The sequence below is a fragment of the Paenibacillus sp. S02 genome, assembly GCF_019454065.1.
GTDB classification, from domain to species: domain Bacteria; phylum Bacillota; class Bacilli; order Paenibacillales; family Paenibacillaceae; genus Paenibacillus; species Paenibacillus polymyxa_B.
The window spans coordinates 2,559,151-2,571,380 of sequence record NZ_CP073682.1 but is presented as its reverse complement, the minus strand read 5'-3'; the positions used below and the strand labels follow the sequence as shown (position 1 = coordinate 2,571,380).

At 45.0% G+C, this 12,230-nt stretch carries 13 protein-coding genes; 4 read left to right on the top strand and 9 right to left on the bottom strand.

The window, feature by feature from the left end:
• Nucleotides 1–146: 146 nt before the first annotated feature.
• The 6 genes from KAI36_RS11525 to KAI36_RS11500 all read right to left on the bottom strand — a co-directional run bounded on the left by KAI36_RS11525 (nt 147) and on the right by KAI36_RS11500 (nt 6,387).
• Nucleotides 147–950, bottom strand: coding sequence for a pyruvate, water dikinase regulatory protein (locus KAI36_RS11525; RefSeq protein WP_220027789.1), 804 nt, complete (start codon nt 948–950; stop codon nt 147–149).
• 13 nt (nt 951–963) lie between these two features.
• Nucleotides 964–1,578, bottom strand: a complete 615-nt coding sequence (locus KAI36_RS11520; RefSeq protein WP_258382320.1) for a helix-turn-helix transcriptional regulator — start codon at nt 1,576–1,578, stop codon at nt 964–966.
• Between the two features lie 237 nt (nt 1,579–1,815).
• Nucleotides 1,816–3,027: an ABC transporter permease gene (locus KAI36_RS11515; protein ID WP_076294097.1), complete on the bottom strand. Its 1,212-nt coding sequence runs from the start codon at nt 3,025–3,027 to the stop codon at nt 1,816–1,818.
• Nucleotides 3,024–3,743 carry an ABC transporter ATP-binding protein gene (locus KAI36_RS11510; RefSeq protein ID WP_061832084.1) on the bottom strand — a complete coding sequence of 240 codons (720 nt, stop codon included), beginning with the start codon at nt 3,741–3,743 and terminating at the stop codon, nt 3,024–3,026. Before KAI36_RS11510 ends, KAI36_RS11515 begins: the two co-directional genes overlap by 4 nt.
• A gap of 6 nt (nt 3,744–3,749) precedes the next feature.
• Nucleotides 3,750–5,210: an efflux RND transporter periplasmic adaptor subunit gene (locus KAI36_RS11505; protein ID WP_220027788.1), complete on the bottom strand. Its 1,461-nt coding sequence runs from the start codon at nt 5,208–5,210 to the stop codon at nt 3,750–3,752.
• A 13-nt stretch (nt 5,211–5,223) separates the two neighbouring features.
• The gene (locus KAI36_RS11500) at nt 5,224–6,387 is read right to left on the bottom strand and encodes a TolC family protein (protein WP_220027787.1); all 1,164 of its coding nucleotides are present in this window, start codon (nt 6,385–6,387) and stop codon (nt 5,224–5,226) included.
• 319 nt (nt 6,388–6,706) lie between these two features.
• On the opposite strand from KAI36_RS11500, the gene KAI36_RS11495 reads away from it, so the two are divergent.
• Nucleotides 6,707–6,895 carry a hypothetical protein gene (locus tag KAI36_RS11495; RefSeq protein ID WP_013370989.1) on the top strand — a complete coding sequence of 63 codons (189 nt, stop codon included), beginning with the start codon at nt 6,707–6,709 and terminating at the stop codon, nt 6,893–6,895.
• Between the two features lie 156 nt (nt 6,896–7,051).
• Here KAI36_RS11495 and KAI36_RS11490 read toward each other — a convergent pair whose 3' ends face one another.
• The 3 genes from KAI36_RS11490 to KAI36_RS11480 form a co-directional block, all read right to left on the bottom strand.
• Nucleotides 7,052–7,375 (bottom strand): MGMT family protein, encoded by a 324-nt coding sequence (locus KAI36_RS11490; protein WP_023988438.1) that lies wholly within the window; start codon nt 7,373–7,375, stop codon nt 7,052–7,054.
• 116 nt (nt 7,376–7,491) lie between these two features.
• Nucleotides 7,492–8,652 carry a rhamnogalacturonan acetylesterase gene (locus KAI36_RS11485; RefSeq protein ID WP_220027786.1) on the bottom strand — a complete coding sequence of 387 codons (1,161 nt, stop codon included), beginning with the start codon at nt 8,650–8,652 and terminating at the stop codon, nt 7,492–7,494.
• A gap of 229 nt (nt 8,653–8,881) precedes the next feature.
• Complete coding sequence (locus KAI36_RS11480) at nt 8,882–9,304, bottom strand: hypothetical protein (RefSeq protein ID WP_220027785.1); 423 nt, start codon at nt 9,302–9,304, stop codon at nt 8,882–8,884.
• Nucleotides 9,305–9,472: 168 nt separating this feature from the next.
• Between KAI36_RS11480 and KAI36_RS11475 the strand changes: the two genes are divergently transcribed.
• The 3 genes from KAI36_RS11475 (at nt 9,473) to KAI36_RS11465 (ending at nt 12,219) form a co-directional block, all read left to right on the top strand.
• Nucleotides 9,473–9,898: a CHRD domain-containing protein gene (locus KAI36_RS11475; protein WP_025723330.1), complete on the top strand. Its 426-nt coding sequence runs from the start codon at nt 9,473–9,475 to the stop codon at nt 9,896–9,898.
• A 318-nt stretch (nt 9,899–10,216) separates the two neighbouring features.
• Nucleotides 10,217–11,407, top strand: coding sequence for an acyltransferase (locus tag KAI36_RS11470; protein ID WP_220028096.1), 1,191 nt, complete (start codon nt 10,217–10,219; stop codon nt 11,405–11,407).
• Nucleotides 11,408–11,517: 110 nt separating this feature from the next.
• The gene (locus KAI36_RS11465; protein WP_023988433.1) at nt 11,518–12,219 is read left to right on the top strand and encodes a response regulator transcription factor; all 702 of its coding nucleotides are present in this window, start codon (nt 11,518–11,520) and stop codon (nt 12,217–12,219) included.
• Nucleotides 12,220–12,230 lie beyond the last annotated feature (11 nt).

The following is a 12,230-nucleotide window of genomic DNA, read 5'->3' as shown; positions in this document are numbered from 1 at the left end:
CTATCCCTCCACCTCTCCTAAAAATTAATTGTTACCCTTAAGCAAATGAATTATTTAGGGCAACTTTGCTGCAATCTTTCTATTTATCTATTAAACTCCTGTGTCCTACGATTTTAATTTTTAGTTATATGAGCAGCTACTAGGCTCTATAACATTCTGATAATTAAACCTGCCGTCTCTTCAATCGCCTTATCTGTAACATCAATAACCGGACAATTCAGCTCTTTAAACAAAGACTGCGCATACGCTATTTCCTCTTCTATCCTCATCGCTGTAGCATACTGCACATTATTAGGAAGCCCCATAACCTTTAGTCGCTCACTGCGTATTTTCAACAGTAACTCTGGCTCGATCGTTAATCCGAATACTCGACCACGCTGAACATCCTTCAACTGAACAGGCGGTGTCAACTCCGGTACAATCGGTATGTTGACCGTTTTATAACCTTTATGCGCGAGAAACATGGATAAAGGGGTTTTGGAAATACGGGATACTCCAAGCAATACAATATCCGCTTTGAGAATGGCGCTGACATCTTTGCCATCATCATATTGAACCGCAAAATCCAAGGCCTCTACACGGCGAAAATAGTTATCGTCCAGTCGGTGCAGCAGACCAGGCTTCTCTTTGGGATCGTTATGGAACGTATCGGCAAACGCCTGCATCATCGGTCCCATAATGTCGACAGCCCGCACATTCAGCCGGACAGCCTCCTCTTTCATCGCTTCTCTCAATTCTGGCTGTACCAGCGTATAAGCTACGAAGCCTTTACGCTCGGCTACTTCCTCCATCACCCGACTCAGTTCGTCTTCATCCCTCACGTTCATAAATCTTTTGATCTCTGTGTCCGGTAACTCAAATTGGCGCATGGTCGCCTGTACGACAGCTTCTGCCGTCTCGCCAATCGAGTCTGAACAGATCGCTATAAAATGACTGCTCACCTGAACCATTCGATTCCTCCCATTAATCCTCTGCTACCATATCGAGCAACATTTTAATAATATTCGTTTTTGTAATGCGTCCCACGACTTTCCAGTGCTCCCCTGGCTTGTCGGAGTCGGAAGGGACGACAACAGGCAGGCTGTCGATTTGACGGGCAATAATTTTGCGTGCTGCCTCTAATACCGTATCCTCTGGGGAAACGGTGACAACATTCGCCTGTCGGGTCATCACAAGGCTGACAGGAATGGTTGCTGCATTGGGATTCCCTAACGTTACCTTAAGCAAATCCTTGCGGGAAGCTACCCCTGCCAAATCTCCGTCTTCATCGGTGACGATCAAATTGCTCACATTTTCCAAAAAGAGAGCTACGACAGCTTCCTGAATCGTTGTTGTTTCTCGTACGATGACTTGAACTCCATGAAGATCGCCGACCTTCATTTGCAACAGCCGGAATTTTTCCTCCCGGTTCGGCGTGCCCCGCTTTCCAACAAAATATCCGACCTTGGGCTTTGCATCTATGTAATTCAGAATGCCCAATTTGGATAGATCGGTCCGAATGGTCGCCTTGCTGAGATTAAGCATTTCCGCAATCTGATCCCCGGTAATCGGGGCATGCTTTTGTACGATGTTTAAAATTTCTACTTGTCTTGCCGTAAGGTCGATGATGAACGTCCCTCCTTTTTTCTTGCGATCTAATATTGAATATAATACGTCATATATAACAATAAATCAACCATAAAAAGCATATAAAACATCACATATATAAAATTAAGGCGGTTATTCATGTCTTTTTATCATTTAAAACACTTATTTAACACAAAAAACGGGTACTTTGCACCCTGCTCTTTCGAGTAAGGCAAAGTACCCGCTCCCTTATTCGTATCTTAAAGCATCAATTGGACGCAGCTTCGACGCCTTTCGCGCCGGATATACTCCGAACAACACTCCAACCCCCATACAGCACAGAAAAGAGTAAAGCACGGGCTCTATCGAATACACAATCGGCATTTGGACGAACTTCTCGAGCAGCTTTGCACCTCCGAGACCCACCATTACGCCAACCAGTCCACCCATCAGACTGAGAAAAACAGCCTCAGCCACAAACTGCAGCATAATATCACTGCGTTGCGCACCAATCGCTTTACGAATCCCGATCTCCCTCGTACGTTCCGTGACGGACACCAGCATAATATTCATAATGCCGACACCTCCAACGCCAAGCGCAATTGCAGCTACACCGACCAGCAGCATATTCATAATTCGATCAACCCCGGACACTGTTTTTAAGATTTCCGTCTGGGTCATGATCTGAAAGTCATCGCCCTCTGATGGCTTTAGCTCATGTCTGGCACGTAGCACCTGCCGAATTTCAGCACTTGCCTGATTAATCTTCTCCTCTGTTGTTGCGGAGGCGTTCACCTGCTGAATACTCATATTGCCTAGCCGTTCCATCCCCGTTGTAATCGGTACATATACCTGCTGACCACTGTTACTCATATTGGAATTGGAATTTGCCAGCACACCAACCACCTTAAAAGGAAGCTGTTTAATCATGATCGTCTCACCGACCGCTCTGGAGGCATCCGGACCAAAAATATTACGGGCCGCATCACTCCCAAGCACGGCCACATTCATTTGTTTATCCACTTCATAGTGGGTAAACGACCTGCCTTGAGCTAGTGACAGCTTTCTCACATGAACGAATGCCAGCGAAGTCCCCTCAATTTGCGCGCTGACCTTATTGCGACTCCACGTAATATCTGCATTGGTCATGGCACTTGGTGCTACCTCTGCTACTGCTTTTTGCTGCTCTAGCGCATCGATATCTTCCAGAGATATTCCTTTCGTCTGACTGAACGACATGGAGCTGGAGCCATCATATGGAGCATAAGGATAGATCATCAGCAGATTATTTCCCATACTGTTGATCTGAGATGTAATCGTAGCCGTTGATCCTTTACCGATGGCTACAATCATAATCACAGCGGCCACTCCGATAATAATGCCCACCATGGTCAGCAAAGATCGCAGCATATTGGTTCGCAAACTGTTGAGCGATACACGGATAATTTCCTTAAACTTCATGCCTTCACTTCCTCTGCCGCCATTCTTCGTTTCCCAACAGGCTGATCCTCTTCAATCCGCCCATCCCGAAAATGAATCAGACGCTTGGCATATTCCGCAACCTCCTGATCATGAGTAACCAATACAACCGTTTTCCCCTGATCATTTAGACGCTGAAAAATCCCCATTATTTCAACACTTGTTTTGGAGTCCAATGCGCCTGTCGGTTCATCCGCCAAGAGAATGACCGGATTGTTCACAAGTGCGCGCGCAATTGACACCCGCTGCTGCTGACCGCCTGACAATTCGTTCGGCCTATTGTTCATCCGATCGCCTAGACCTACGCTAGTGAGGGCCTCCATTGCCCGCAAACGACGCTCCTTGGCAGAAATACCCGCATAGATCATAGGCAGTTCCACATTCTCCAAGGCCGTTGCTCGCGGGAGCAAATGGAATTTTTGAAATACAAATCCGATTTTCTGATTACGTATAATAGCCAGTTCATCCTCGCGGGCATCTAATATCGAATAGCCATCCAAATAAAATTGTCCCGATGTAGGTAAATCCAGACAGCCGATGACATTCATCATCGTGGACTTGCCTGATCCAGACGGTCCCATGATCGCAACAAAATCACCGTCAGCAATATCAAGTTGTACCTCACGCAGGGCATGAATTTCCTGATCTCCGACCTGATACACTTTTTTCAAATCCTCAATCTGAATGACGTATCTCATACCCGTTTAAAAGCCTCCCTGCATGCCGCCCATAGCGGAAGGGTCCGGCGGAGGTTCAGGAGCAGGCACGATAAGCGTGTCACCCTCCTTTACACCTGACTTGAGCTCGACTCGATCTGGCGTGTAAAATCCGAGTTCTACGGGCTTGAATGTGCGCGCCCCTGGATTCGCAGCGTTATTGGCGGAAACATACACGCCATCCTGTCCCCCTTCGGATCTCAGCGCAGTCGCAGGTACGAACAGTACATTTTTGTGTACTCCCAAAATAACGGCCACATTCATAATCATGCCCGTTTTGAGCTTGCCTTTCGGGTCATGAACAGACAATTCCATCAGATACGTCGTCATCCCTTCATCCGTAGAGGCTTCCGGTGAGACGAATTGCACTTTCCCTGGAAACGATTCACCCGGATATGCATTGGTAGTCAACACGGCTGAGAGCCCCTTCTTTACTTTGACAATGTCGGTCTGACTTACCTTCACAACCACCTTAAGATCGTTGGAATCCGAGTTATTCATGACAATGAATGGAGCCGTCGGACTGGTCCCTACATCCCCGTTCACCTTCAAGATTACCCCGTCCCAAGGTGCTGTGACCTGAAGCTTGTTCAATTCATTTTTCTTCTGCTCCAGTTCCGTCGCCTGTCTTCGAACCTCTATCCGTGAGGCTTGAATATTGGATGCATCAGCCGGAACCTGAATTTTGCGAAGCTCTGCCATTGCCGTACGATATCCGATTTCAGCTTCTGAAATGGTGCGACGTTTTTGCGACATGATTTTGCGGAACTGCAGATCCAGACCATCATAGTCCGTCTGTGCTTTATCAAGTGCTTGCTCTGCCTGCTCCAATTCACTGTTGGACACCGCACCAGCATCATGTAAAAACTTTTGGTCTTCATATGCCTTTCGCGCCTGTTCCAACTGCTTTTGGGAAGTTTTCTTCTGACTTTCGGCTTCTTCCAGCTCAAATGATTCTTGCGCTGTATCGATAGCCATTTTGGCCCGAAGTACATTTGTTTTCTGAATTTCAATGTCCTCTGCCTTCGGACCTTTCTCCAATTCAGCCAGCTTGGATTTGGATATTTCCAAAGTATCAGACGCAGTCTGAATTTGCATTTTAATTTCTGAACTGTCCAGAAGAGCCAGCACCTGTCCTTTTTTCACCTTGTCCCCGGCTTTCACATTTACCACTGCCAGCTTGTTATCGCCTGCACTCGTGAAGTTTAACTTCACTTCCTTGGACGCTTGCACGGTACCGGACGTGTCCAGCTTCTCACTCACATCGCCGCGCTCTACTTTAAGCGTCTCATCCTGAACCAATGGTGCCGCCTGCTCCTTGGGCAGATTCAGATATACTGCCGCTCCGCCTCCACCTACAATCAGTAGAACAATTGCAGTCCATATCCACTTTTTTCTCCGTTTTTTCCGTAACTTGATTAAAGCATCATTTAAAACCGTTTCTGCCAACGCCTTTTCCTCCCTATGTGCTCCATGGCTTGTTCAACGTATACTCATTTTGATCCAACTCGATCGCCAGCTCTTCCATTTGCCGTTCAATCTGGTTCACTTTCAACTGATTATTTTTCAATTCCATCTCTATAATTAGACCTCTGGCCCACTTTTTGCGTGATAACTCCAAGGCCTCTTTTGCCGTACGCAAGCTTTCTTCCAGTTGTACGTATTTTTTTTGGTTTTCCTTAACCGTGGCATACAAATTACGGAGTGATTCGGCAAAATCCTTTTGACCTTTGTCGAGCTCCTCTTTAGCCGTATCGACATCCATTTTAGCTAGATCGTAAGCACCTGCACCGTTGTTAAAATCGAAGTATCTCACATTAAGTTCCGAAGTTTTGATGCTATCCTCCAGCTTCCATAAATTTGGATTCATGTCTGTCAGCTGTTGTATATGTAATTCGATATCCAGTTTCTTTGGTTCCTTGTACACGGGTCGATCCACCATTTCATAGGCTGTTCCGTTAGGTTGTCCCATGAGGAAGTTCAGAGCATCCCTGGATTTTTGCAACGCAATTTTCCCCTGTTCTACTGTTTGCTGAGCCTGGCTTCTGGCCTGTGTACTCTCGTTTTTTGCATACTCAGACAGCTTGCCGCGCGCAAATTTGGCAAGTGCAATCTTTTCCTCCGCTTGGGCAATTTCAAGCGCTTCTAGATCATTTTTCACTTGATTCTCTGCCACGAACACACTTTGATAGCTTTTCATCACATTAAAATAAATCTGGTCTTTGGCGAACTGCGCCTGCTTTTTGCTGGCTAGATAAGATAGCGTCGAAGAGTTATAACTTCTCCAAGAGGTATTATCATCAACATATTCACCGTCTATAAAATCAACAAATGCATTTCCCAGATCCTTTTCTGCATTTTTCAGTTCCATTCTGCGACGCTCAACGTCCCGTTCGGCGGTACGCGTATTGTAACTGTTCGTCTGTGCCCATTCCACGGCCTGCTTGAGTGTTAATGTAGGTAAAGCCTGACCCGTTACGGATGATGTCTTTGATGTAGCCGCAGTAGATGGACTAACCGACGTACTTGATGCTACATTTCCTGATAAACTCTCAGACTGTACAGTGGAGGCCAATCCTGATGATAAGGACAATACAAGCAGCACGACAGCCGCTTTTTGCTTCATAGATGAATCTCTCCCCTTTCGGTTCATTCCCCGAATCTTTTCCATTTTTTTCGACATAAACTTCCACGAACTCTCTGCATTCTAATTGTACTTTCAGGTTTATGTTGGTACAAGGTGTCAAAACAATACATTTTTGTAACCTTTACTTCCTGATTACTCGCTTTATACTACTTTTCGTCCAATGAGATATTGATTCAACCTATTTTTACCTGAACTTTACCTAATTTTCAGCTAATTTTAAGGAAACCAACAGCATCTATTAAGGTTTGGAACATATACTAGAGAAAGAATAACAGCCGCTCACTGGGAGGGTTAATAGATGATAAAAGAATCTCGCATGACAACCACTAACGAACCGTCTGATTTGTGGATGACCCGCTTTTTACGTGAATCAGAACAAAAAAAGAAACAACTAATCCGGGAAGCCCGGAAAAATAACGATATACCGCTGATGAACAGCATTTCTTTTCACCTTGCCCAACGGGATCAGCAGCATCTTATCGGATAAAATGACAAGTGAATCTTATGCTATAAATAACAGATTACCTCTAGTTATCTGCTTCGTATGCTAGATGAAAAAAATCCGGGACAAATCGATAATTGATTTGTCCCGGATTTTTGTGATAATCAAATCTAATATAAAACCGCATAGCTCGTTCCGTTCCTATTCTTCCATCTCCGCCTGCGGATCATAGAGATATTGATCCAGTGGAATTCGCCCGCTTTCATTAAAACGTATGCCTTCCTCCTCCAAATACAGACGCTGCAGGGATGCGGACTCATCCTCCTGCAAAGCAATCTCCCCCAAACGGTTGACTACTCTATGCCAAGGAAGTCGGTGTTTTTGGCTCAATGTATGCAAAATTCGCACCACCTGCCTGGCACCTCTTGGGCTTCCGGCCTCTGCCGCAATTTGACCGTAAGTCATTACTTTTCCCTCAGGGATCAACAGTATAATTTGAAGCACACGGGCAGTGAAAGGCTGCATGTTCTAATTCCTCCGTATTACTATTGCTTTTTCAATAATTATAGCACCCTGAACAGAGGCTAAAAACCCCTGCTCCTAACGAATGTAAGAAACAGGGGAAAACCCATCGTTTAAATTTAGAATCCGCTCAGACCCTGCCTTTTTAAATCCTGTGCTACCAATCGGGCCAGTTCCCTTGCACCTTCATAGTTTGGATGGAGTGTATCGCCGTTCATATACAAGGCCAGTGTAGCGTCTTTACCAATAGAAGTGAAATAAGCTGAGCTAAGAACATTCAGGTCGACTAAAGGCGTTTGTTCCTCTTGAGCCAGTGCCAAAATAGCGCTTCTATACCATCTATTTTCTGCGTTGTGTACATTGTTAGCATTAAAGTCAGTGGCTCGTCCTTGCGGAGTTGACAGGATTACCGTCGCCCCTTTAGCCTTAACCTGCCGAATCATATCCCGCATCCAGTCCTTAAACTCGGCTTCGCTTTCGTTATGCTTTGGATTGGTGTCATTAATGCCCAATTGGAGAATAAAATAATCCCCCGGCTTAATATATTGGACGATGGCCTCCAACTGACCGTCCTGGTGGAAGCCTCTAGCAATTTGGCCTCCTGATGCCATATTGCGAATTTGAAAAGTATTCGTGTTCACAAACTCTGGCAGCAGTTGGCCCCATCCCGCCTGCACGCTGCTATCTAGCGGATAATAGTTACAAACCGTAGAATCTCCACCGATATAAATCGTTCGATTCGTAACCGGATTGCTAGATAATTGCCTGATTTCCAATGCACTGAGTGTGAAGACCGCGCCCTCTTTGCCTTCAGTAACCAGCAGATTTAGCTGTCCATCTGTCACTGGAATTTGAAAGCGATCCTTGGCCCCATTCCCTGTCATATTAATGACCTGATACACCCCTTCAGCCGCAATACTCGAACGAGAGGTATCTCCTAAAGTAACCGACACCTCATACAAACCAGGAGGAAGATCAACATCAAAAGTATTCTCGCTTTTCGTACCTGTAGCCAGGAACCGTACCGCATCACTTGCCACTCCAGTCCCCGAAGCGCTGACATTACGCATATTCTCAGGGGTACGAAAGCCATAGCCACGTGCTGAGTCATAGGACAGCGAAGCGCTCACGCCAGTATAACCCGTTTCGACCGTACCTCCTCCAAAATCAAACTTGTACTCACCAGCGGATGCATGTGCAGGCGTAGCTATGCCCACACCTGGTGCACCACATAAAAAAGCTGCTAAAAGCATACCAGTCAATCCTTTTTTCCACTTCATTCTTCATTCCTCCTCCAGATTTTCAATTGTACGAAGCAAAGAATTTATTTTTTGTAAGCGCATACATAAAATTCTACCAATTGTTGCAGGGTTATGCCTATGTGATTATTATGCAAAAGAAAAGTAGTTTATTCGTTAAGCTGAAACTTGTACTTCTACACAAAAAAACTTCGCAGATACCTCTGCGAAGCTTCCTGAAGCAAAATTTCGTTAATTCAAAATTACTGCATTAATCCGCAACCAGAATTCCGTCAAAGCTCTCTGGACCTACTCGTACTGTACCTAGCAGGTTAGAAGAAACAAAAGCTGTATAAACCAATTGTGGTGTAATCGGCGGGTTAAAGTCATCGGCTGAGAACGCAATAACCTGTGGAGCTAATAAACTCAAACTGAAAGTAGACGTAGCCGAATAAACAACAGGGTCAGTGACCAGGGTACCTCTTACAATAGTGATCGTTATTCCGACTAAAGCAAGCGGAAGTTGAAGCGATATGGTTCCTTTAAGCAGAACCCTTGGCGTACCTGTAGCTCCCAGTGTGTTTAATCCGATCTGCCCAAACAATTGAGGCGTATTCAAAACCGTGATCGGAATGGCAATAGAGTTAGCTGTCGAAGCATTTTGGGATGTTCTTCCATCAATAAATGTTCCCATGGTTTCCCCTCCTCTCTCTATCAGATACTCATAGACTATGAAAAAGTTTGTTTTGTGCTTGGACTGAATAACTTGTAAAACACACAACTTCTGATGAATAGGCTAATGTGCAGCCCTTTCTCTGGCCCTGTGAATACACTAAACCAACACTGGGAAAGGAGGGATGTCATGTCTAATAAGTTTAGAGCCACCTTAAGGGGGGCTAATGAAGTGCCTCCTGTCAGAACAAATGCAACAGGAACAGCCGAATTTCGTTACCGTCCAACGAGCCAGCAATTAAGCTTTGAACTGACTGTGCGCAATATCTCACGAGTAACCGAAGCGCATATTCATCTGGGACGAAGAGGTGAAAATGGTCCTGTTGTTGCTACACTGTTTGGTCCTTCGAAGTTTGGGATAACCGTTAGAAGAGGCGTCGTTAGTGGTGTGCTACGTGCATGTGATCTTATCGGTCCGCTCAGAGGCAGAACCATTTATGATTTGGTGTGCCAAATTAGAGAGGGCAATGCCTACGTCAATGTCCACACGATCCGTCATCCGAACGGTGCCATTCGTGGACAAATTAGACGCGCACCTATCAAACGCTGCAAATAACGAATGATCATGAGTATAAAAAAGAACTTCCATGCCACTCATTTTGAGGCTATGGAAGTTCTTTTTAATTCAGGATTTTGCAAAATTCGATTCCAGTCGCTCCGAAGTGCAATATATAGACGAACTAAACCATTTCGATCTATATCTTCTTCATTGGAAGTCGCTTATGGGATTTTTGCAAAATCCTCAATTCTTAACAAAAGTTAAGAAGTTCATAAGCGTTTCTTAAGCCCTTCCCTTCAAGGTTGTTAAGAACTTTATCTTTTAATAGAAAGAGTTCAACAAGATACAGTTCACTCCTGAAAGGAAATGAAGCTTATGAAGCCTAAGACCAAAGAAAAAATTCCCGAATTGCAGTTGGTCAGAGCCATGGCGATTTTAGCCGTCTTGATGGTACATGCCACTTCTTATGCAACGGTTCAGCTTACAAATTCCAGCCTATATGTTGTATACAATGCGCTCAATGTGTTGATGAAGTATGGAACCCCCGTATTTATCGCGCTTAGCAGTATGGTGCTGTTCTACAACTACAAGGATCGTCCGATGGGACGACAGCTCTTAAGCCGCTTTTATAAGCAGAGATTGCTGTACATCCTCTTACCTTATGTCATGTTCTCTCTGTTTTATTTCTTCCTGTCCCTTACGGCTGGCAGCTCCGAACCATGGAATATAGTCACACTTGCGAAGAGCTTTGCTCTGAAACTGGCCACAGGCAAAGCTTATACTCATTTATATTATATTTTTATCATGATGCAATTCTATCTTGCATTCCCATTCGTATTGTGGCTGTTCCAGCGTTGTCGGCAACTTCCACAATGGTCTATTGTCCTTGGGCTATTGGTACAGTGGTCATTTGTTATTGGAAATAAATTTCTATTTCAGGTTCAAAATAAGGGCAGTTGGGCACTGTCTTATATAGCCTGCTACATGCTGGGTGCTGCTCTCGGTTACTACTACCCACAGCTGAGAACGTGGTTTCTGATGCGTAAGGGGGAACGAAGTATTGCCGGAGTGCTGGCATGGATCGCAATTTGGGCTTTATGGCTGATTTCAGCCACCATGCATGTCTATATGTGGTACGAAAATAGAATGTACGGAATCTCGTACAATTCGCTAGTTTTTGAACTTATGTATAATATGTACAGCCTGTCTAGCACGCTGGTAATACTACAGATTTCCTTTTTAATGTACAGACGACAACATTCCTTTGTCACTCGCAAACTGGAACGTCTGGGCACACTGTCCTTTGGTGTGTATCTGATTCATCCGTTCTTCCTACTCCTGTATCGGCAGTTTTCACCACATATCAGTTCTCCGCAGCTTATTCATGTGTGGTATGCCGGAGGTTTTTGCTTTGCACTTCTTTGCTCTTGGCTCGTCGTGTCGATCATCTCCCGTTTCCTTCCATTTGCTTGGATCTTGTTCGGTCAACTACCAGAAATAGAAAAAAGACAATTCAAGCAAGAAAACCGTATTTCTTCAACTGAAACAGCACTATCCAAAGGCTAACGACCCCAAGCAAGCGAACTGAGATGAGTGTCCATAGCCTCCAACTTTAAAAAGGTATATAATACGCCCATATTGTATACTGCTGGAAAGAACAGAAAGGGTGCACAACCATGCATAACGGAACCATTTTATTAGTAGACGATGAACCTGAAATTATTAAGCTGATGCAAATTTATTTGGAAAATGAAGGATATCGACTGCTTATGGCACGAGACGGACTGGAAGCGCTGGAGCAAGTCAGTCGGGAATCGATAGATGTGATGGTGCTTGATGTGATGATGCCCAATATGGACGGGGTTGAAGCTTGCATGAAGATCAGGGAAACCGAGCATTTTCCGATTATTATGTTGTCTGCGAAGGGACAAGATATGGACAAAATCACAGGACTCAGCGTTGGGGCCGATGATTATGTCACTAAGCCGTTCAGCCCGTTGGAGCTGGTGGCACGCATCAAATCCCAGCTGCGCAGAGTACGGAAATACACCCACTCCTCCCCTGCATTGGAGCATGAAATGATACTGGATGAACTCTCCATTAATTCTGCTACGCATGAGGTCACTCTCGCTGGAGAATCCATTAAGCTGACCCCGCGTGAATTTGCCATTGTCGAGCTGTTGGCACGTAATCGTGGTCAAGTGCTGAGCATGGAGCAGATCTATGAAAAAGTGTGGAAGGAGCAATATCTGGAATCCAACAACACGCTGATGGTTCATGTGCGTAAAATTCGCGAGAAAATTGAGGCTGATCCGAGAAAACCCAAATACCTGAAAACGGTGTGGGGCATTGGCTACAAAATGGAAAAATTCGATTAATGGAGGATTCA